The organism is Brevibacterium picturae (assembly GCF_900105045.1).
Taxonomy (GTDB): domain Bacteria; phylum Actinomycetota; class Actinomycetes; order Actinomycetales; family Brevibacteriaceae; genus Brevibacterium; species Brevibacterium picturae.
Map to the genome: position 1 here is coordinate 1,051,525 of NZ_LT629739.1, position 21,209 is coordinate 1,072,733.

The following is a 21,209-nucleotide window of genomic DNA, read 5'->3' on the forward strand; positions in this document are numbered from 1 at the left end:
TTGCCGCAATGATTCGAGTATGTGTTGAGCTATATGTCGCCGAGGTGGGGCAACAGAAACGCTCAATCTGTCCTTATCGGACGCAACAGGCTCCATTTTGCTCAACAATCTCGCCGTTCGTCAACATTGCTGCCATATTCATTGCCGAACCCGAAGCTCACACGATCCGATTTCTCATTCATTGATAAGTCCCTCGCCTCGTGTCAGTGACTGGGCGCACACTGAGAGGACGAATACGGCAAGGAGGCCCAGGTGCCAGAATTCCATACCGACGTCGCGATCGTCGGAGCAGGTCCAGCCGGGCTGCTGCTCGCCCACACACTGCACAATGCGGGGATCGATTCCGTCGTCATCGACAATCGCAGCCGCGACGACATTGCACACACTCACCGTGCCGGCATCCTCGAAGCCGGGTCCGTGCGCATGCTCGAGGCCGAAGGCATCGAATCCCGGGTGCACACCGACGGGCACCGGCATGACGGTATCGACATCCGCGTCGACGGCGTCAGCCACTCCTTCGACTTCCCCAGCCTCATCGGCGAATCCGTCTGGCTCTACCCGCAGAACGAGATCTTCGTCGACCTCTCTGCAGCCCGTGAACGCACCGGACGCCCGACGTTCTACTCGGTCACCGACACCGCGATCGGCGATATCGAAACCGAGCGGCCTTGGGTCACAGCGGCGACCGAGGACGGTGACGAGCTGAGAATCAAAGCCCGCTATGTCATCGGCTCCGATGGGTCCCGTGGCCCCTGCCGGGCGATGATCCCGGCCGCGACGAAGCAGCGCTTCTTCCACGAGTACCCCTTCGCTTGGTTCGGCATCCTCTGCGAGGCCCCGCCCAGCCACGAGGTCCTCATCTACTCCCGCTCCGAGCGCGGCTTCGCGCTGATCTCCCAGCGCAGCGAGTCCGTGCAGCGCATGTACCTCCAGGCCTCCCCCGACACCGAGGCGGCCGAGTGGTCCGATGACCGCATCTGGGCAGAGCTGCAGGCCCGAGTCGACGGGCCCGACGGCTTCGAGCTCAAGACGGGTCCGATCATCGACAAGAACATCCTGCCCTTCCGCTCAGCCGTGACCGAGCCGATGCAGCACGGCTCCCTGTTCCTCGCCGGCGACAGCGCCCACACCGTCCCACCGACAGGGGCGAAGGGCCTCAACCTCGCGTTCGCCGACGTGTCCGTGCTCGCTCCGGCGCTGATCTCGGCGCTGAAGGATTCCGACGCCGAGGCGCTGACCGGGTATTCGCAGACCGCGACGAAACGTGTGTGGAAGGCGCAGAACTTCTCCTACCAGATGACCCGGATGCTCCACTCCGACCCGAGCCAGGATGCGTTCGAAACGAAGCGCAGCCTCGGCGAGCTCAATTCGATCCTCGAATCCGAGCACGGCCGGCGCTACCTCGCCGAGTGCTACACCGGTTGGCCGAAGGGCTGAGCCGCCTGATGGCGATTTTTCACGGATTTCACACAACTCATTTGTTCACGAGCACACTTCGAGAAAGGTTCGACCATGGGTGCACAGAAACTCTCCGGCCCAGATGATGCGGCCGAGTCACAGCAGACCCTGTCTGCCGAGATCGAGACGATCGAGACCGAACACAAGAACGCAGTCTCTGCGGGGGCACCGGCCGAGACGCAGCCCCGTCTGGACTACCGGCCGTATCGGTCATCGATTCTGCGGCATCCCACGAAGAACCCCCGGCACACGGACCCGGAGACCATCGAGCTCTTCTCCCCCGCCTTCGGCCACCGTGACTTGGCGAACCTCGAGTCGGATCTGACCATCCAGGCCGGCGGGGAACCGATCGGCGAACGTATCAAGGTCACCGGCCGCGTCCTCGACGGCAACGGCCGCCCCGTGCGCAACCAACTCGTCGAAATCTGGCAGGCCAACTCCGCCGGACGCTACATCCACAAACGCGATCAGCACCCGGCCCCGATCGACCCGAATTTCACCGGTGTCGGGCGCACCCTGACCGGCGACGACGGCTCCTACTCGTTCACGACGATCAAGCCCGGTCCCTACCCGTGGAAGAACCACCACAATGCGTGGCGGCCCGCCCACATCCACTTCTCGCTCTTCGGGACCGAATTCACTCAGCGCATGATCACCCAGATGTACTTCCCCAGCGATCCGCTGTTCGCTCTCGACCCGATCTATCAGTCGATCACGGACCAGAAAGCTCGCGACCGTCTCGTCGCCACCTACGACCACGACATCACCGAGCACGAATTCCTCATGGGCTACAACTGGGACATCGTGCTCACCGGAGCCAACCGCACCTGGATGGAAGAAGAGGACGATGACTGACGACAAGCTCACCGCGACACCCGGCCAGACCGTCGGCCCGTTCTACGGCTACGCCATGCCGTGGCCCGGCGACAACGAACTCGTTCCCCCTGCCAAGGCCGGTGCCGTGCAGCTGCACGGCAACGTCTATGACGGAGCCGGCACACCCGTCCCCGATGCCATCCTCGAGATCTGGCAACCGGACGAGAACGGTGCCGTCTCCCGAAATTCGGGCTCGCTGCGCCGCGACGGCTTCACGTTCACCGGCTTCGGCCGCAACGAGGTCGACCCTCAGGGACGATTCGTCTTCTCGACTCTCAATCCCGGCCCCACCGAGGCGGGCAAGGCACCGTTCATCAGCGTCGTCGTCTTCGCTCGTGGACTGTTGAACAGGCTCTTCACCAGGATCTATCTCCCCGAGGACGCCGCCGCGCTGGCTGCCGATCCGCTGCTGTCCTCTCTTGAGCCGGCCGAGCGAGATCGTCTTATTGCCACTCGTGAGGCTGACGGATCACTGCGTTTCGACATACGGTTGCAGGGTGAGGAAGAAACACCGTTCCTGCGGTTCCCCAGCCACGAAGACTGAGGACGTTCCTCGGTCACGCAGACTGAGGAGAGCCGCACAGAATACTCAACCGTGTTTGCCGCGATAAGAGAGGACACACAATGACTGACACCGTTGCCCATACGCGTCTCCTCTTCGCCCCGGGCGATCTGCGAGGTGCCGAGGCCATCGACGATGTCGCCCTTGTGTCCGCACTCGGCGACGTGGAATCGGCCTGGATCAACGCTCAGGCACATGCCGGGCTGATCTCCGCCGACTCCCGCGCCGAGGCGGTGGCCGGGATCGAAGCCACCACCCGATCGCTGCTGGCCGACTCCGCAGAACTGGAAACGCTCGCCGCAGACGCCGAATCCGGCGGCAACCCGGTCATCCCCTTCCTCGCAGCCGTCCGATCACGCCTCAGCCACGACGCTTCACGCGCCCTGCACAAGGGTCTGACCAGCCAGGACGTCATGGATTCAGCGCTCGGGCTGCTCATGGCGCGAGTCGCTCGCCAAACGCATGCGCGCCTCGACGTCATCTGCGAGCTGCTCGTCGGACTCTCCGACGCCCACGCCGACACCGTGTGCCTGGCCCGCACGTTGACCCAACCGGCACTGCCGACGACCTTCGGGCTCAAGGCTGCTGCCTGGGCCGCGGAGGTCCAGGAAGTCCAGAGCCTCACCCCACGCATCGACTACGTGCAGATCGGCGGCGCCGCCGGGACTCGGGCCGCGATCCGCGAGTTCGCCGGACCTCAGACCGACGCTCTGCTCCGGCAGTTCCATGTGCAGCTGCGCGGTCCCGACGCCGCGCTCACCAGCGTCCCCGTGCCCTGGCACACCGACCGTGTCCGAGTTCTCAACTGGGCCTCCCACCTCACCCAATGCGTGACCGTTGGGGCTTCCATCGCGCGTGACGTGCTCATCGGCACCCGCCCCGAGGTCGGCGAACTGAGTCTGGCGGCGACCGGCGGGTCCTCCGCGATGCCGCAGAAGGTCAACCCCACCTCGGCGGTCCTCCTCCACCGCAACGGCATGCGCGCTCCCGGCCTCATGGCAACACTGACCTCGACCGCCGCCGAGGCGATCGAAGAACGCTCCGACGGCGCCTGGCACGCCGAATGGCCGGCCCTGTCCGAGCTCATGGGCCTGGCCGTGTCCTCGCTGATCATGCTCCAGACGATGGGCGAGGGCCTGAGCGTCAACCCCGAAGCGATGCGAACCAACGTCGAGACTGCCAGCCCCGGGATCTTTGCCGAGCGGCTCACCATCGCCTTCGGAGACCGCCTGGCGAAGGCCGAGATCCAGGAAATCATCGCCGGCGGCGGTGATCCTGTGGCCGCACTCAAAGCGGCACTGGAGAAGCACCCTGCCACCCAGGACGAGACGAGCAACGAGGGCAACCCAGCTGAGGTCGACCTCGACGGCTTCTTCTCCCCGGAGAACTACCTCGGTGATGCCGAGGACATCCGCCAGACCATCGTTGACACCATCAACGGACCCGAGCCCGTGTCCCCGGGCCTCCTCCCCTTCGCCTCGAGAAAGTGACCTGACGTGGAACTCACCGCAACCGTCCTCACCGCACCGACCACCCCTGCCGCCGCGAATCCGCGCATCCTCGTCGTCCTGCCCTCTTTGGGCACCTCGGTGGGCGCGCTGTGGCAGTCCGCCGCCACGCACCTGGGCGGTGTGGACCCGGAGACGACGGTCATCGGCATCGACCTGCCCGGCCACGGTCGTTCTGCTCCGGTCGACGTCCCCGCGGGGACGCCTGCAGTTCCCAAGTTGACGATGGACGACCTCGCCGAGGCGGTGCTGGCCACCATCGACCGTGTGCTTCCCGACGTTGCCGGCTCCACCGACACAGGCGACCTCCGGATCAGTCTGGCCGGTGACTCGATCGGTGGCGCGATCGCCCTGCAGCTGGCGCTCGACCACGGTGACCGCTTCGACCGCGCCGCCGTGTTCTGCACCGGCGCGAAGATCGGTGAGGCCAGCGGCTGGGAGGAACGCGCTGAGGTCGTCGCGACCTCGGGCACGCCCACACAGGTCATCGGCTCGGCCCAGCGCTGGTTCGGTGAGGGCTTCATGACTCGCGAACCAGAGGCCTCGTCCGCACTGCTGCATTCCCTGCAGGACGCCGACCGGTTCTCCTACGCAGCACTGTGTCACGCGCTGGCCTCCTTCGACGTCCGCTCGCGCCTGTCGGAGATCGCCATCCCCATCCTCGCCGTTGCCGGCTCCGAAGATCGGCCGACCCCGCCGACCAAGCTCGCGGAGATCGCCAACGGCATCACGGGTGCCCTCCTCGAAGTCATCGAAGGTGCCGCCCACCTCGTTCCTGCCGAGGCACCGGCAGTCACTGCGGGCCTGCTGAACGACTTCATGACCGGAAACGCTGCGGGCGGAAACAGCACGGGCGCGCAGAACTCGGAGGCCGCCTCGGCGGATCTGCCCACCGCTTCAGGCCCACGCGAGGCCAGCCGCGACGAGGTCCGCGAGGCGGGAATGACCGTGCGTCGGCAGGTTCTCTCCGACGCCCACGTCGACCGGGCGAATGCGAAGGTCGATGACTTCACGGCCGACTTCCAGGACCTCATCACCCGCTACGCCTGGGGCGAGATCTGGACCCGCCCGGGACTTGAGAAGCGCATGCGCTCGGCGATCACGCTGACCGCGATGATCGCCGGCGGCCATGAGGCCGAGCTCGCTATGCACGTCAAGGCCGCCGTGCGCAACGGCCTGAGCCGCGATGAGATCAAGGAAGTCCTGCTCCAGTCCGCCATCTATTGCTCGGTGCCCAGTGCCAACACCGCGTTCTCCGTGGCCTCGCAGGCGTTGGCCGAGATTGACGATGAGGGCTGAGACGCCGGCGCTGTTCGAATCGTCACATTGCGTCTGTGGGGCTGTCGGTGGCCGACGATGGGCAATAGGCTTGTTCGGTTGCGGCGCATAGCCCGGTCGCGTCTGCGACCTCGGGCGCCGCGGCTGTTCGATCCACCCACTTCGTCCGAAGGGACTCCATGAGCGACGCTCCGGTGCCACGCCGAGTCTACAAATTCGCCGTCTTCGCCCTGGCGATCGGCGCATTCGCGATCGGCGTGACCGAGTTCGCCACCATGGGTCTGCTGCCCCACATCGCCCGCGAGCTCGACATCACCGTGCCCCAGGCGGGCCACGCCGTGTCCTTCTACGCGATCGGCGTCGTCGTGGGAGCACCGCTGATCACCACCATCGCCGCGCACATGGATCGCAAGAGCCTGCTGCTGGGCCTGATGGGACTCTTCGCCCTCGGCAACGTCGCCTCGATGTTCGCTCCCGACGCCACCCTGTTCAACATCGCCCGCTTCGCCAGCGGACTCCCCCACGGTGCCTTTCTGGGCATCGGCGCGATCGTCGCCTCCTCGCTCGTGCCCCCGAACCGCCGCGGGCGAGCCATGGCACGCGTCATGCTGGGCCTGACGATCGCGAACATCGTCGGCGTCCCCATCGCCACGGCGCTGGGCAACATGTTCGGCTGGCGCAGTGCCTACGCGCTGGTCGCCGCACTCGGCATCCTCTGCGTCATCATGGTCGCCGTCGCTGTGCCCCGCGTGAAGCTCGGCGGCGTTCCCTCGGCTCGCGGTGAGATGAAGGCACTGGCCAGGCCGCAGATCATTCTCACACTGCTCGCGGGCTCCGTGGGCTTCGGCGGCATGTTCGCCGTCTACACCTACATCACCCCGACCATGACCGAGGTCGCCGGTGTCCCCGAAGTCGCGATCCCCTGGGTGCTGGCCGTCTACGGCCTCGGAATGACCGCCGGCTCGCTCATCGCCGGTCCACTCGTCGACAAATCCATCGAACGCTCGGGCATCGGCGGCATGATCCTCTCCGCCATCGTGCTCTCCGCCTTCGGCGCCTTCACCCACATCGCTGCCGTCGCCATCATCGCGCTCTTCCTCATCGGCATCGCCGGCTCGATGATCACCACCGCCCTGCAGATGCGTCTGCTGCGTGACTCCCACGACGCCCCGAGCCTGTCGGCGGCCATGAACCACGCCGCGTTCAACCTCGCCAACGCCCTCGGCGCCTGGCTCGGCGGCATCGTCATCACCGCAGGTCTGGGCTTCCGTGCCCCGGCCTGGGTGGGCGTCGGCCTGTGCCTGGCCGGCCTCATCGTCCTCATCATCGCAATCGCCTTCCGCCGAGGCAGCACCGCGAACCGCTCGACCGTTGAGGTCTGAGGACGGCGGGGCTTGGCATCTGAGTCGTGCCGCGACTTGGGGACTGAGTCGTGCAGATCACTCGGACGTACAAGTAATCTCAACTTCTGATACCTTCGGGTCGCACTGCGTGAGACAGGAGTAGTGTCGTACGGTCGTCGTTCACCCTGTGTCCGGCGACTTTCATCTGACACGAGCACCATCCGCCCGTGCCTTCGTATCTCATCAACAGCGGAGCACAAAGAAAATGTCCACCGATACACAGCCGGGCTCCCCGAACTCGCAGCCCGGATCCGAAACCGACGCCGATGTCATCGCGGCGACTCGGAAGAACAACACCCGGGGCAAGGTTCTCACCGCCTCGATGGTCGGCACCACGATCGAATTCTTCGACTTCTATGCCTATGCGACAGCCTCCTCGCTGGTGTTCCCGGCCCTCTTCTTCCCCCACCAGACCTCGACGACTCAGCTGCTGAGCTCCTTCGCGATCTTCGGCGTCGCCTTCGTCGCCCGCCCCCTCGGCTCGATCATCTTCGGCCACTTCGGTGACCGCATCGGCCGGAAGAAGACGCTCATCGCATCGCTGCTCATCATGGGCATCGGCACCTTCCTCATCGGCCTCCTCCCGACTGCGACCACACCGGGCTGGATCGTCCTGGCCCCGCTGTTCCTCGTCCTCCTGCGCTTCTGCCAGGGTGTGGGCCTCGGCGGCGAATGGTCGGGGGCGGCGCTGCTGGCCACCGAGAACGCGCCGAAGGGCAAACGCGCCATCTGGGGGACCTTCCCGCAGCTGGGCGCACCGGTCGGCTTCATCATCGCCAATCTGCTCTTCGTCGGACTCAATGCCTGGACCTCCCCCGAGGCGTTCCTCGCCTGGGGCTGGCGCGTGCCCTTCCTGCTCTCGGCGCTGCTGGTGGCCGTCGGCCTCTACGTTCGCATGTCGCTCATGGAGACTCCTGCGTTCCAGCTGGTCGCCCAGAAGCAGCAGATCTCGAAGGCCCCGATCGGCCGCGTGTTCAGGTCGAGCTGGAAGCCGCTGATCCTCGGCACCTTCATCATGTTCGCGACCTACGTGATCTTCTACTTCATGACCGCGTTCACCCTCACCTACGGCACGTCCCCGGCCACCACTGGGCAGGCGCAGGCCGCCGCCGAGGCTGCCGGCACGACCTTCGATCCCACCGGGTTTGTCGCGGGGCTCGGCTACTCGAAGAACGAGTTCCTCACCTATCTCATCATCGGCGTCGTGTTCTTCGGCATCTTCACCGTGGTCTCCGGACCTCTCGCGGAGAAGCTGGGCCGCAGGAAGATGCTCATGGGAGTGACGATCCTCATCGCCGCCTACGGCATCGTCGTCAATACCCTGTTCAACGCCGGAACAGTAGGCGTCATCATCGCCCTGATCATCGGATTCATCCTCATGGGGCTGACGTTCGGTCCGATGGCCGCGTACCTGCCCGAGCTGTTCCCCGCCAATGTCCGCTACACCGGATCGGCGGTGTCGTACAACATGTCCAGCGTCATCGGCGCGGGTCCGGCACCGTTCGCCATGGTGGCTCTGTGGCAGGCCGAGGGCGGAACGATCTTCTACTGCGGTCTCTACATCATCGGCGCGGCGATCCTCACGTTCATCGCACTGTTCCTGGCCAAGGACACCTCACAGCTTGATCTCGAGGATCAGCTGAGCTGAGGCAGCGGACGTCTCGATCCTCGGGCCCCTGGCTCCCCAGCCACGGCGTGCCCTAGGATCGAGACGAGAACAATCGGCCCAGACAATCGGCCCGGAGAGGACGACCGTGGCGCTTCCGCCGCAGCTGCAGCCCTTGATCGGCACCTGGCGGGGCCCCGGATCGGGCCACTACCCCACGATCGACCCCTTCAGCTACACCGAAGAACTGGTCTTCAGCGAGGTCGCCAAACCCTTCCTGGTCTATCAGCAGCGAACCTGGTCGCCCGAGGGCCAGCCCATGCACATGGAGACGGGATTCCTGCGCAGCCCCACTCCTTCGACCGTGGAGTTCGTTCTGGCCCAACCGACCGGGCACGCCGAACTGGCCGAAGGCACCCTGACTTCAACTGAGGACGAGCTGCTCCTCGAGCTGGCGTCGCCGCAGGTCCTCGTGGCCACCTCGGCGAAATCAGTCCAGGCAACCGCTCGAACCTACCGACTGACGAAGAATCAGATGTCGGTCGACTTCTCCATGGCCGCCGTCGGTGAGGCTATGACTCACCACCTCCATTCGGACCTGCACAGAGCAGATACCTGAAGACGGCGCCGGCCCCGGCTGCCACCGGAACGGGACTTCAACACTACGATTTGGCAACGACCGCCTCGGCGGGGCCGAGTTGGTCATAAGTGTGATCCAGGGCACGGTACGCTTCTTTCCAGACGTCGTTCAGACTTTGGTCTGAAGCGACACCTGTTTTGTGACATTGATGTCACCGACACTTCTGGAGGAATGATGAAACGACGCCTGACCCTGGCCACAGTGGCCGCCGGCGCCATGCTCGCCCTGTCCGCATGCGGTGGAGGCGGCGAAGAAGCCGCGGCCACAGCCGAAGGCGGAGTCCCCGTCGTCGAAGAAGGCAAGCTGACGACCTGCACCCACCTGTCCTACCAGCCGTTCCAGTTCGAGAAGGACGACGAGGTCGTCGGTTTCGACGTCGACGTCGTCGACGCTGTGGCGAAGAAGCTCGGCGTCGAGCAGAAGATCGTCAACACCCCCTTCGAAACCATCACCACCGGCGCCGCCTTCAATCAGGGCCAGTGCGATGTCGCAGCGGCTGCCATGACGATCACGCCTGAGCGACAGGAAGCCATCGACTTCTCCGAACCCTACTTCGCAGCGAACCAGGCGATCCTGACCAAGGACGACAAGACCGCGAAGGATGCCGACGCTCTCAAGGGCTTCAAGGTCGCGGCTCAGGCCGGAACGACGGGCCTCGCCTATGCGACGGAGAACTTCAAGGATGCCGAGGTCATCACCTACGAAGATCTGCCCCTGTCCCTCCAAGCGCTGAAGAACGGCCAGGCCGACGCGGTCATCAATGACAACGGCGTCCTCTACGACTATGCCGCAACCAACGACGGCTTCGCGGTCGGCTTCGACATCGACACCGGAGAGCACTACGGCATCGGTTTCAAAAAGGGCAACACCGAGATGAAGAAGGCCGTCGACGAGACCATCAAGGAAATCAAGGACAACGGCGAGTACGACAAGATCTACGAAAAGTGGTTCGGCGACGCCCCCAAGTGATCGCTGACGAGAAGGCGGTCCGCCCCGGCACCTTCGCCGAGGCTGACCGCCTTCTCGCATGAGCATTCGGAGGAACAAACACCTCCGAGACCGAATCGAAACGATCAGCACACGCGGATCGAGACCCAGCAGATCCGCAGACACAGTTGAAGGACGTCACCCATGTCTCCCACACCTGCGACCGAGGACCGGGGCCCGACCGGCTCCGCAGCCTCCTTCCCCAAGAAGAAGATGAGCAGGCGCCAGAAAGCAAAACTCTCGCGCGGAATCCAATACGGCATCCTCATCGTCATCGCCGTCGTCATCGCATTCGTCGCAGACTGGCCCACCCTCGTCGACACCTTCGGCCGCCTCGATGTCGCCATCGGAATGTTTCCCGATGTCATCACCAAGGCGCTGAAGAACACCATCGTCTTCACCTTCCTCGGGTTCGTCCTGGGCCTGGCCATGGCGATCATCCTCGCACTCATGCGCCTGTCCTCGATCGGCGTCTACCGGTGGCTGTCGTTCACCTATATCGAGTTCTTCCGCGGCCTGCCCGCCCTCGTTGTCTTCCTCGTCATGGGCTTCGGCCTCCCGGTCGCCTTCCCCGGTTTCGCACTGCCGCAGCTGATCACCATCATGATCGCCCTCGCCCTCGTCGGATCCGCCTATATGGCCGAGACCATCCGCGCGGGAATCCAAGCAGTACCGAAGGGCCAGGTCGAAGCTGCGCGATCGCTGGGCATGTCGTCGACTCGTGCGATGATCACGATCGTCCTGCCGCAGGCGATGCGCATCATCCTGCCTCCCCTGACCAATGAGCTCATCCTGCTCACCAAGGACTCCTCGCTGGCCTATATCCTCGGTTCCTCGGTCGACGGACGCGAGCTGGCCGCGCTGGCCCGAGCGGAGATCGTCAACACGGCCAACCTCACCCCGTTCATCGTCATCGCGGTCTGCTATCTCGTCATCACGATCCCGCTGTCGTATCTGTCCCGGGTGCTCGAACGCAAATACGGCTCCAGCGAGCCAGGAGGAAAGTAATGACTGCAACCAGGATCATCTCGATCAAGAACCTCAAGAAGAGCTTCGGCTCGAATCAGGTCCTGACCGACATCAACCTCGAGGTCGACAAGGGCGAGGTCGTCTGCGTCGTCGGGCCCTCCGGATCCGGCAAATCGACGATGCTGCGCTGCATCAACACGCTTGAGACCCCGACCGGCGGATCGATCGTCGTCGACGGAATGGACATGACGGACCTCGACCTCGATATCGATGCCGCCCGCACTCGCATCGGCATGGTCTTCCAATCGTTCAACCTCTTCGGCCACCTCACCGTTCGGGAGAATCTCACTGTTGCCCAGCTCAAGGTGCTGGGGCGCTCGAAGGCCGAGGCCGACAAGGTCGCCGAGGCGAACCTGGCGAAGGTGGGTCTGTCCGAGAAGATCGAGGCCAAGCCCGCGTCACTGTCCGGCGGCCAGCAGCAGCGGGTAGCAATTGCAAGAGCCCTGAGCATGGACCCCGACGTCATGCTCTTCGACGAGCCTACCTCGGCCCTCGACCCCGAGACCGTCGGAGATGTCCTCCAAGTCATGCGCAAACTCGCCGAGGCGGGCATGACGATGGTCGTCGTCACCCACGAAATGGAGTTCGCCCGGCAGGTCGCCGACCGCGTGCTCTTCATGGACGGCGGATTCGTCGTCGAATCCGGACCTGCCAAGGAGGTCATCGGCAATCCGCAGGAGCCGCGCACGAAGGACTTCCTCGCCCGCGTGCTCAACCCTGGGCAGCTGGGATAGCGCAGGCCGTTGGGACGGCGTCCGGGCCGGGTCGCCTGCCACCTGCCGGTTGTCATTAAGCGGACCGGTTGTCATCGAGCGGACCAGTTATAGTCGGTACTCTCGGCGACAACTGGTCCGCTCGATGCGGGAGGCTGTCGGAGTCGCCGGCTCAGAGCACGAATCCGTGAGGGAACGGGTCCGTGGGGTCGAGCGTGTACTGAGCCGTGCCTGTCAGCCAGGAGCGGCCAGTGATGGTGGGGATGACGGCCGTGTGGCCACCCACGTCGGTCTCTTCGACCAGGCGGCCGGTGAACGAGGTGCCGATGAAGGACTCGTTGACGAAATCTGCATTCAGCCCCAACTCACCGCGGGCGTGATGGACGGCCATGAGAGCGCTCGTCCCGGTTCCGCCGGGCGAGCGATCCAGCCAGCCAGGAGCGTTGATGAGCACGTGGCGGGCGTCGGCTGCGGATGTCGCCGTGCTCTCGGCAGCCGTCGTAGCCTCGGCAGCCGTCGCACCCTCGGCAGCTGTCGGTGCCAGGAACACCACATGCTCGCAACCTCGATACCCGGTGACGGGGTGGACCGGCTCCATCTGCTCGTTCACCGCTGCCATGATGTCCCGGCCCGCGGCGATGAAGTCCTCGGAGCGGTCGCGATCGAACGGAATGCCCGTGCTCGAGGTGCCCGCAACGCCGGCGGTGCCGACTTCCGCCGCGTTCACGAAGGCGTAGAAGTTGCCGCCGAAGCCGATATCGCATGACAGCTCACCGCGACCCGGCACCTCGACGATCTGATCAAGGGCGTGGGCATAGGAGGGCACATTGACGATGGTCACCGATTCCGCCTGACCATTCTGCACGGCCACCTCGGCGGTGATGAGGCCGATCGGGGTGTCGAGACGCACCCTTGTCACCTGCGAAGTCACGGCCACCATTCCGGTCTCCACGAGCACGGTGGCCACGGCGATGGTGCCGGCCCCGCACATCGGGAGCACACCGGTGACTTCGATGAACAGGACACCCCAGTCCGCGTCATCACGCGTCGGCGGTTGCAGGATCGCACCGGAGAGCCACCCGTTGCCGCGGGGTTCGCACATGAGGAAGGTGCGCAGGTCATCGGAGTTGGCGATGAACCAGTCCCGGCGCTCGTCCATCGTGGCCCGGGGAAGGCACCGACTCCCCCGGTGACGATCCGCACCGGCAGACCCTCGGCGTGGTCTTCGACGGTCTGGATGAGACGGTTCGTGCGCATCGGTCCTCAGCCCTTCGAGTCCTGCTTCTTCTTGGCCTCGAGCGCATCTTTCGACAGGACGACGCGGTAGCCCAGGCGGGGGTCGTAGCCGTGGATCTCCCTGGTGTCGAGAGCGGACATGAAGTCGAGCACCTCGGCGGTGATGACCTGGCCGGGCACCAGCACCGGGAATCCCGGTGGGTACGGGGTGACGAAACCGGCGGAGACCGGCACCTCACCGGACTCGACCCGGCGGCGCAGCTCGTGCGGCAGCACATGCTCGATGTTCCAGCGACGCAGCCCCGCATAGTAGGCCGTGCGCAGGTCACCGTCGGGCAGCTGCTTCGACGGATCCTCGGCGGGAACCTCGGCCGCGTATTCGGGTGCGAAGGCGGAGAAGTCGGGCAGCGGCGGCATCACGGCGGCCGGTTCGGTCAGGGCGTCCTGGGGCTGGACCTCGTGCGGATCGTTGAACTTGCCTGCCAGCTTGACGAGGACCTCGATGAGGTAGGCGATGGACGAGCGGGAGGTGCCGATGTTCGTCATGAACAGCACCGTGTTGCGACTCGTCTTGTTGACCTGGATGCCGTAGCGGTCCATGAGGTGTTCGTGCTTGAACGTGTCCCCATCGACTCCGGTGCCGCTGATCTCGATGGTGATGCGGCTGGGATCGACGACGAATTCGTCCTTCGCCCACGCATTCCAGAAGGTCGCGAGGCCATCGCGCAGCGGCATCGTCCGCTCGGTCTCCCGATATTCCTCGGGGATGAGGTCGGCGGCGGTGAGCACGCGGAAGGTCTTCTTCAGCAGCGGGTGGCGTGAGACCGCCGAGGCCAGACTCATCGCCAGGTCGAGCTGCTTCTGGACGAGCGCGAACCCTTCCATCTCGACCTGCCGGCGCCCCAGGTCCAAGGAGGCGAGGATCTGGTAGTTCGGCGAGGTGGAGGTGTGGGTCATGTAAGCCTCGTGGAAGGATTCCTCGGCGCCGTGGGCGAACTCCTGATCGTAGACGTGGATCATCGATCCCTGTCGCAGCGAGGTCAGCGTCTTGTGCGTCGACTGGGTCGCATACACGCGCAGGCGCGCATCCCGCGGCGGCAGCAGCGACTCGTTCAGCCACACCTCGTCGGGGGCCGGCTCCCCGGTCTCGGCATCGAAGAGCCGCTTCTGCTGGTCCCGGTACGCCGCGGCGTGGGCGTCGCTGGCCAGACGGTCCTCCAGGTGCTCGGCGGCGACCATGGCGGTGCGCTTGCGGGTGACCGGGTGGAAGCGGGCAAAGGCGAACCACGCCTCGTCCCACAGGAACACGAGATCGGACTTGATCGCCAAGCACTCGGCCATGACCCTCTCCGGGTCGTAGACGATTCCGTCGAAGGTGCAGTTGGTCAGGGTGATCATCCGCACCTCGTCGAGGCGACCGGCGGCCCGGTAGTCCAGCAGCAGCTGCTTGATCCGATTCAGCGGCACGGCACCGTAGAAGGCGACGTCGTTGAGCGGGTAGGCCTCGAGGTATGCGGTCCGAGCTCCCGTGAGCATCAGCGCATGGTGGTGGGACTTGTGGCAGTTGCGATCGACCATGACGACCTCATCGGGTGCCACAACAGCCTGGTGGACGATCTTGTTCGCCGTCGACGTTCCGTTCGTGACGAAGTAGGTCCGTTTGGCGCCGAACGCCCGCGCTGCCAGGGACTGGGCCTTCTTGATGGTGCCCACGGGAGCCAGCAATGAGTCGAGCTCACCCGAGGTGGCGCTGGTCTCTGCCAGTAGCAGATTGAGTCCGTAGAAGTCGACGAAGTCACTGATCCACTTCGATCCCACGACCGAGCCGCCGCGCGATATGGGCAGGGCGTGGAAGACGCCGGCGGGGCGGCGTGCATGCTCTCGGATCGCGGTGAAGAACGGAGTGTCGTAGAGGTGCTGCACACGGCGCAGCAATGACAGGTGCAGCTCGAACTGGTCCTCCCGGCGGAAGACACGGCGGAACCGATGAGTCAGGGCCCCCGCCAAGCTCTCGATGTGGGCACCGGCCATGAGGTAGAGGTCGAGCTCGGGCCGCAGGCCGGCGATGGTGTCTGCCAGACGCAGCACTCTGCGCACCGAGTTGAGCGGACTCATCGGCATCGTCGGGGATTCGGTCGTGCCCTCGTGGGCGAACTCGACGGCCTTGCGCAGATCACGGCTGAGCACCTGCCGGGTCCGGTCGGTGAAGCCGGGGCGAATGACGCAGGCGAGCAGGTTCGGATTCGTCAGTGCAGCGACGACAGCGTCGTCGGCTGTTGGGACGATGACGTAGTCGTAGATGAACTGGTCAGAGGCATTGCGCAGTTTGAGCAGATCCGTGTGCAGCTCATCACGACCGCCCTCGGTGGTCTCGTCGACGATGAGAACTTCGAAGCGGGGGCGCGGATCCTGTCGGTCCTTGTGTTCGGCGCGCTCCTCCTCGGTGAGGTCGTCCTCGGAGACGTCGGGGACAGTGGTCCCGCGCAGCCGGTTGACGGCCCGTGTGATCATGTCGTGGGCCCGATCGAACTCCCCGTTGGAGAGCAGCTCGGCGATGTCCTCGACGTAGCGCTGCCCGAAGCCGCCCCAGTACAGTTCGATCGTCTTCAGCGAGCGCAGCGAACGCCAGACCTCACCGTCGGCGGCGATCATCGAGAAGTCCCCGCCGCTGATGGCCAGACGCTTGATCGCGAACTTCAGGTACTCCCAGGCATCCGAGCGCAGACGCCAGGTGCTCGCAGGCATTCCCGGGTCACGTTCGAGCTGGGACGCCTTGGGCCGAGACCGGAATCCGCTCTCCGATTCTCCGGAGTCCAACCGTTTTCGGGATGTCCCTCCGGCGGCTGACGGTCCAGGCATGAATGCTGCCTGTGCCGAATATTCGTCGGAGTCGGTGCCGGTCATACTTGAGCCTCCTGGCGATGAAGTATCTCGTTGTCGAGCGATCCCTGCGGAATCCGTTGTGCCAAGATCATACGGCGTTGCACGACCGAATGTTCAACAGCCCACCCACATGAGACAAAAGAATGATAAGCATGAAGCCATGGACAACTCCTCGCCACTCTCCGCCGGCCATCTCCTCGTCAACGAGCTCGAAGCCCACGGCGTCCAGCGTTCCTACCTGGTCCCCGGCGAGTCCTACCTCGACGTGCTCGACGGCCTCCACGATTCGACCATCACCCCCATCGTCTGCCGCCAAGAGGGCGGAGCCGGCTACATGGCAGTGGCCGAGGGCCGCATGACAGGTGTCCCAGGGATCGCCATGGTCACCCGCGGCCCCGGAGCCTCGAACGTCATGGTCTCCATTCACACCGCCTACCAGGATGCGACGCCGCTGGTCGTCTTCGTCGGCCTCATCCCCATCGCTCAGCGTGGCCGTGAGTCCTTCCAGGAATTCGATGTGAACGGCTGGTTCTCGACCACCACGAAGAAGGTGCTGACCCTCGATGACCCGGACAAGGCCGCCGAGGTGGTCACCGACGCCATGCACACGGCCGTGACCGGCCGGCCCGGTCCCGTCGTCGTGGGTCTGCCCGAGGAGATCCTCGCGAAGGCCAGCAGCGGCACAGCCCTGCCCCCGCGCACGCATGGTTCGGCTGCCCCGTATGCCGGTGACGTCACCGAGCTGCGGGCCCGCATCCTGCAGGCCGACCGGCCCGTCCTCATCATCGGCGGGGAGGACTGGTCACCGGCGACCTCGCGGCGCATCGCCCAATGGTCACGCGACCGAGGCCTCGGCGTCATCGGCACCTTCCGCGCCTACGACGGCGTCGACCACGACTCCCCCAACTTCCTCGGTATCCTCGGCTTCGGTGCATCCGAGGTCGCGAAGAAGACCTTCGACGAGGCTGACCTGCACATCTTCCTCGGCTGTGTCCGCACCGATGTGGCCACCAACGGCTTCACGATCGGCACCGACGTGAAGACCGTCGTCATCGGCCCCGACGCCGATGCCCACGGGCACTTCGGCAGCCTCGACCAGCACATTGTGACTCCGGTCAACCGATTCGCCCAGGCCCTATTCACCGAAGACGGCGCCAGAGCCTACTCGGTGTCCTCCGACGGTTCGATCGATGAGCCTGCCGCCGGTGATGAGCACCTGACCGGCAACGACGAGCCGGTGCCGCTGCCCGAGTGGATCCGCGATGCCCGCGCCGAACTCGATGAGTGGAGGGTCCCGATCACCGGTGGGCCCACCTCGGCGGGGGACGCCTCCTTCGTCGACATGGACGAGGCGTTCGTCCATGTGAGGGAGCTGCTGCCGGACAATGCGATCATCACCTACGGTGCCGGGAACTTCTCCGGCTGGGCCACCAGGTTCCTGCCCACGCATGGGTTTCCCTCGGCGCTGGGGCCACGGAACGGGTCGATGGGATTCGGCCTCCCCGCTGCTGTCGCCGCCGGACTCGTCCATCCCGAACGCGCGGTATTCTGCATCGCCGGGGACGGGGATTTCCTGATGAACGGCCAGGAGCTGGCAACCGCCGCACAGTACGGGGTGAACCTCACCGTCGTCGTCAACGACAACTCGGTCTACGGGACGATCCTCGGCCATCAGGACCGTGAATATCCCGGCCGCGCCACGGGCACGGCCCTGCGCAGCCCCGACTTCGCAGCCTTGGCCACGGCCTTCGGCGGACTGGGGCTGACAGTCGAACGCACCGAGGACTTCCGGGAGGCCTTTGAGAAGGCCCTGGCCCATGAAGGACCGGCCCTCGTCCGCTGCCTCACCGACCCCGCGATCCGCGGAGCACGAGTGTGAGTGCGACGGTGCGCTCGCTCCCACTGATTCTTCCGCCCCAGCGAACCAAAAGGTGACTCTATGAATATCGACGCGATCTTCACCGATCTCGACGCCCACACGCTTGATCCTGCACGTCCGCGGGCGCAGAAGATCGGCGTCTTCGCCGGACGCATCATCGGCTTCGACGAAGAACTCGACGGCGTCACTGCGGATCGGGTCGAATCGTTGGGCGGGGCCACGGTGCTGCCCGGCTTCAACGACGTCCACTGCCACACCGCATGGTTCGGGCTCACCCTGGCCTCGATCGACGTCACCGCCCTGCCGGGGGGTCTGCCCGATGTCTACGCCGCGCTCGAGAAGGCGGCCGCGACAACGCCGTCGGGCGAGTGGATCAACGCCACCGGCTACGCCCACCGCGACTACGACGGGCAGTACCCCGAGCTCTCCCGCCTCGATGAGATCACCGGCGACCGCCCGCTGTTCATGCGCCAGACCTCCGGGCATGCGGCGATCGTCAACACCGCGGCGATGAAGCGGGCCCGCATCCTCGAACCTGGGTTCAGCGATCCTGTCGGCGGCAAGGTCGTCACCGATGCAGCTGGCCGACCCACGGGCCTGCTCGAGGAGACCGCGCAGGGGCTCGTCCAGGACCTCATCCGCCCCTACTCGCTGGACACGATCGTCGAAGCCATCGACCTCGCGACCGCATACTATGCGAAGGAGGGCATCACCTCCTTCGGCGACTGCGGCATCGCGTACGGGTGGATCGGCCATTCCCCCATCGAGATCACCGCCTATCTGCGCGCCCGCGAAGAGGGCAAGCTGCGTGCCCGCGCCCAGCTCCTGCCCCAGGCCGACGGTCTTCACGAGATCGCGGCGAACTCCGCCGACGGCTTCGGGATCGGCCTCGATGCAGGAGTGCGGACCGGCCTCGGCGATGAATTCATATCGTTGGGCCCGGTGAAGTTCTTCATGGACGGCGCGCTCAGCGGGGAGACCGCGGCGCTGCGGAAGAACTACGAAGGCAAGGATCATCCCGGCTATCTGCAGGACGACGCCGAGGTGCTGCGCAAGCAGATTCTCGACACCTACGCCTCCGGGTGGTCCGTCGCGGTTCATGCCATCGGCGATGCGGCCGTGGATGCGGCCCTGGCCAACATCGTCGATGCCCAAACCAGGCACGGGCGCCGGGCAGTGCCCAACCGGATCGAGCACGCGGCCCTCGTCCACGACGAGCACCTGACCACGCTGGCCGACAACGGCATCGTCGTCACCCCGCAGGCGGCATTCGCCGAAGGGATCGGCGACGGAATGAACGCATCACTGGGCCCCGAACGCCGGTCGCTGATCTACCGTGCGAAGTCCTTCGTCGACGCCGGTGTCCTGCTCGCTGGCAGCTCGGATCGCCCCTGCGCCGACGGCAATGTGCTGCGCGGCATCGAGGCCTACGTGACCCGCAAGACCCGCGACGGCGACATCATGGGGTCGGCCGTTGAATGCTTGACCCCCGACGAGGCGATCGCCGCCTACACCTCGGTCGCGGCCGAGGCCTCCGGGCAGGGTGCTGACAAGGGAACCCTGTCACGCGGCAAGCTCGCGGACTTCGTGGCCCTCGATGCCCACCCCGCCGAGGTGGCCCCAAACCAGATCGCACAGATCGGAGTCCGTGCCACCGTCCTCGGCGGCAGGTTCACCCACGACGCCCGCTAAACCTCCCTGACGTCACTAATTGCGCCCGGCGCCGGGCGCAATTAGTGACGTCGGGTATTTTCAGCGGGAGAAGTCGAGGTCGGTGAGGACCTTCTCGAAGACGCCCAGGCCGGTTTCCAGGTCCTCTTCGCTGATGTTGATCGGTGGGACTACATGGAGGCGGTGGTAGTTGTTGAAGGGCACCACTCCGTGTTCCTTCAGCGCGGACACCACCGAGGCGACCTCGGGTGAGCCTCCGCCGTATGGGGCCAACGGTTCGCGCATTTCTTTGTCCCAGACGAGTTCGATCGCCCAGAACGCGCCAACTCCGCGGACCTCGCCGACGTGCTTCGAGTTCTCCGCGATCTGGCGAAGCCTGGGCCCGATGATCTCGGTACCGATGCGCTCGGCGTGTTCGATCATGCCTTCGGAATCCATCGCCTTCAGCGTGGCCACGGCCGCGGCACAGGCCAGTGGGTGGCCGGAGTAGGTGAGCCCACCAGGGTAGGCCTTCTGCGCGAATGAGCCGTAGATCGCATCGTCCATGATCACTCCGCCCAGGGGCACGTAGCCGGAGTTCACGCCCTTGGCGAAGGTGATGATGTCGGGCACCACGTCGAAGTGTTCGAAGGCGAACCATCTGCCGCTGCGACCGAACCCGGCCATCACCTCGTCGGCGATGTAGATGATGTCGTGCTTGTCGCACAGTGCCCGCACGCCCTGCATGTAGTCGCTGCCGGGGAGCATGATGCCGGCGGTGCCGGGGATGGTCTCGAGGATGAGCGCGGCTATCGTCGACGGGCCTTCGAGTTCGATGGTGCGCTCGAGGTGGCGCAGCGCCCGCTCGGTCTCCTCCGCCTCGGTGGTGGCAGAGAATTCCGACCGGTAGAGAAAGGGCCCGAAGAAGTGGACGACTCCGGAGTCACCGCGGTCGTTGGACCAGCGGCGCGGGTCGCCGGTGACGTTGACGGCCGTCTCGGTGCCGCCGTGATACGAACGGTAACGGGAGAGGACCTTGTGCTTGCCGGTGTGCAGCCTGGCCATGCGGATCGCGTGCTCGTTGGCGTCGGCTCCGCCGTTGGTGAAGAACACGTGGTCAAGGCCTGCAGGGGTGCGGTCTGTGATGAGTCGGGCGGCCTCCGAGCGGGCGGCGTTGACGTGGGCGGGGCTGATCGTACACAGCAGGTCGGCCTGGTCCTTGATGGCTTGGACGACCTTCGGGTGCTGGTGCCCGATGTTGGTGTTGACCAACTGGGAGGAGAAGTCGAGGAAGGATTGCCCTTCCCCGTCGACGATGTGCGAACCCTGTGCCCGGGAGACGGTCATCGGATCGATGAGTTCCTGGGCCGACCACGAGTGGAAGACGTGCGCCCGATCGAGTTCGTAGGCCTTGGCCGATTCTTCCTTGATCGCTGAGATTTCAGCGTCGCTGAGCTGCTGCACAACACATCACCCTTTCACCATTGTTCAGGCAATCGCC

The 21,209-nt window shown here is 65.3% G+C and carries 16 protein-coding genes; 13 read left to right on the forward strand and 3 right to left on the reverse strand.

Translation table 11 applies throughout. The features are described from left to right. Nucleotides 1-252: 252 nt before the first annotated feature. The 11 genes from BLT92_RS05005 (at nucleotide 253) to BLT92_RS05055 (ending at nucleotide 12,081) form a co-directional block, all read left to right on the forward strand. Nucleotides 253-1,437, forward strand: coding sequence for a 4-hydroxybenzoate 3-monooxygenase (locus BLT92_RS05005; RefSeq protein WP_092103719.1), 1,185 nt, complete (start codon nucleotides 253-255; stop codon nucleotides 1,435-1,437). A gap of 75 nt (nucleotides 1,438-1,512) precedes the next feature. After that, entirely contained in the window at nucleotides 1,513-2,313 is an 801-nt protein-coding gene (gene pcaH / locus BLT92_RS05010; RefSeq protein ID WP_092103721.1) for a protocatechuate 3,4-dioxygenase subunit beta, read from the forward strand. Continuing rightward, entirely contained in the window at nucleotides 2,306-2,878 is a 573-nt protein-coding gene (gene pcaG, locus BLT92_RS05015) for a protocatechuate 3,4-dioxygenase subunit alpha (protein WP_092103724.1), read from the forward strand. Before pcaH ends, pcaG begins: the two co-directional genes overlap by 8 nt. Nucleotides 2,879-2,958: 80 nt before the next feature. Then, entirely contained in the window at nucleotides 2,959-4,386 is a 1,428-nt protein-coding gene (locus tag BLT92_RS05020) for a lyase family protein (protein WP_092103726.1), read from the forward strand. A gap of 6 nt (nucleotides 4,387-4,392) precedes the next feature. Next, nucleotides 4,393-5,703, forward strand: coding sequence for a bifunctional 3-oxoadipate enol-lactonase/4-carboxymuconolactone decarboxylase PcaDC (pcaDC, locus tag BLT92_RS21310; RefSeq protein ID WP_092103728.1), 1,311 nt, complete (start codon nucleotides 4,393-4,395; stop codon nucleotides 5,701-5,703). A gap of 158 nt (nucleotides 5,704-5,861) precedes the next feature. Further along, nucleotides 5,862-7,064, forward strand: a complete 1,203-nt coding sequence (locus tag BLT92_RS05030) for an MFS transporter (protein ID WP_092103730.1) — start codon at nucleotides 5,862-5,864, stop codon at nucleotides 7,062-7,064. 226 nt (nucleotides 7,065-7,290) lie between these two features. After that, nucleotides 7,291-8,733 carry an MFS transporter gene (locus BLT92_RS05035; protein WP_092103732.1) on the forward strand — a complete coding sequence of 481 codons (1,443 nt, stop codon included), beginning with the start codon at nucleotides 7,291-7,293 and terminating at the stop codon, nucleotides 8,731-8,733. Nucleotides 8,734-8,839: 106 nt separating this feature from the next. Further along, nucleotides 8,840-9,310: a heme-binding beta-barrel domain-containing protein gene (locus tag BLT92_RS05040; RefSeq protein WP_092103734.1), complete on the forward strand. Its 471-nt coding sequence runs from the start codon at nucleotides 8,840-8,842 to the stop codon at nucleotides 9,308-9,310. A gap of 192 nt (nucleotides 9,311-9,502) precedes the next feature. After that, on the forward strand, nucleotides 9,503-10,300 hold the full coding sequence (locus tag BLT92_RS05045) for a transporter substrate-binding domain-containing protein (protein WP_231939031.1): 798 nt from the start codon (nucleotides 9,503-9,505) through the stop codon (nucleotides 10,298-10,300). Between the two features lie 231 nt (nucleotides 10,301-10,531). Continuing rightward, nucleotides 10,532-11,326 (forward strand): amino acid ABC transporter permease, encoded by a 795-nt coding sequence (locus BLT92_RS05050; protein WP_092108804.1) that lies wholly within the window; start codon nucleotides 10,532-10,534, stop codon nucleotides 11,324-11,326. Further along, entirely contained in the window at nucleotides 11,326-12,081 is a 756-nt protein-coding gene (locus BLT92_RS05055) for an amino acid ABC transporter ATP-binding protein (protein ID WP_092103739.1), read from the forward strand. The genes BLT92_RS05050 and BLT92_RS05055 overlap by 1 nt, the downstream gene beginning before the upstream one ends. 151 nt (nucleotides 12,082-12,232) lie before the next feature. On the opposite strand, the gene BLT92_RS05060 is transcribed toward BLT92_RS05055, so the two are convergent. Next, on the reverse strand, nucleotides 12,233-13,219 hold the full coding sequence (locus BLT92_RS05060; protein ID WP_331712232.1) for a proline racemase family protein: 987 nt from the start codon (nucleotides 13,217-13,219) through the stop codon (nucleotides 12,233-12,235). A 104-nt stretch (nucleotides 13,220-13,323) separates the two neighbouring features. Further along, on the reverse strand, nucleotides 13,324-16,200 hold the full coding sequence (locus tag BLT92_RS05065; protein WP_092103741.1) for an aminotransferase class I/II-fold pyridoxal phosphate-dependent enzyme: 2,877 nt from the start codon (nucleotides 16,198-16,200) through the stop codon (nucleotides 13,324-13,326). Between the two features lie 139 nt (nucleotides 16,201-16,339). Here BLT92_RS05065 and BLT92_RS05070 point away from each other — a divergent pair, with 139 nt between their 5' ends. Both BLT92_RS05070 and BLT92_RS05075 read left to right on the forward strand, forming a co-directional pair. Then, nucleotides 16,340-18,058 (forward strand): thiamine pyrophosphate-dependent enzyme, encoded by a 1,719-nt coding sequence (locus tag BLT92_RS05070; protein ID WP_092103743.1) that lies wholly within the window; start codon nucleotides 16,340-16,342, stop codon nucleotides 18,056-18,058. A gap of 60 nt (nucleotides 18,059-18,118) precedes the next feature. Beyond that, entirely contained in the window at nucleotides 18,119-19,750 is a 1,632-nt protein-coding gene (locus BLT92_RS05075) for an amidohydrolase (protein WP_092103744.1), read from the forward strand. A 60-nt stretch (nucleotides 19,751-19,810) separates the two neighbouring features. Here the strand turns inward: BLT92_RS05075 and BLT92_RS05080 are convergent, their stop codons facing one another. After that, nucleotides 19,811-21,172 (reverse strand): aspartate aminotransferase family protein, encoded by a 1,362-nt coding sequence (locus BLT92_RS05080; RefSeq protein ID WP_092103746.1) that lies wholly within the window; start codon nucleotides 21,170-21,172, stop codon nucleotides 19,811-19,813. Nucleotides 21,173-21,209: the final 37 nt, after the last annotated feature.

Bases quoted from the DNA above. Each gene is read 5' to 3' on its own strand.
- pcaH (WP_092103721.1), top strand. From the start codon at position 1,513: ATGGGTGCACAGAAACTCTCCGGCCCAGATGATGCGGCCGAGTCACAG.
- pcaG (WP_092103724.1), top strand. From the start codon at position 2,306: ATGACTGACGACAAGCTCACCGCGACACCCGGCCAGACCGTCGGCCCG.
- BLT92_RS05020 (WP_092103726.1), top strand. From the start codon at position 2,959: ATGACTGACACCGTTGCCCATACGCGTCTCCTCTTCGCCCCGGGCGAT.
- BLT92_RS05030 (WP_092103730.1), top strand. From the start codon at position 5,862: ATGAGCGACGCTCCGGTGCCACGCCGAGTCTACAAATTCGCCGTCTTC.
- BLT92_RS05035 (WP_092103732.1), top strand. From the start codon at position 7,291: ATGTCCACCGATACACAGCCGGGCTCCCCGAACTCGCAGCCCGGATCC.
- BLT92_RS05045 (WP_231939031.1), top strand. From the start codon at position 9,503: ATGATGAAACGACGCCTGACCCTGGCCACAGTGGCCGCCGGCGCCATG.
- BLT92_RS05050 (WP_092108804.1), top strand. From the start codon at position 10,532: ATGAGCAGGCGCCAGAAAGCAAAACTCTCGCGCGGAATCCAATACGGC.
- BLT92_RS05055 (WP_092103739.1), top strand. From the start codon at position 11,326: ATGACTGCAACCAGGATCATCTCGATCAAGAACCTCAAGAAGAGCTTC.
- BLT92_RS05060 (WP_331712232.1), bottom strand. From the start codon at position 13,219: ATGGACGAGCGCCGGGACTGGTTCATCGCCAACTCCGATGACCTGCGC.
- BLT92_RS05065 (WP_092103741.1), bottom strand. From the start codon at position 16,200: ATGACCGGCACCGACTCCGACGAATATTCGGCACAGGCAGCATTCATG.
- BLT92_RS05070 (WP_092103743.1), top strand. From the start codon at position 16,340: ATGGACAACTCCTCGCCACTCTCCGCCGGCCATCTCCTCGTCAACGAG.
- BLT92_RS05075 (WP_092103744.1), top strand. From the start codon at position 18,119: ATGAATATCGACGCGATCTTCACCGATCTCGACGCCCACACGCTTGAT.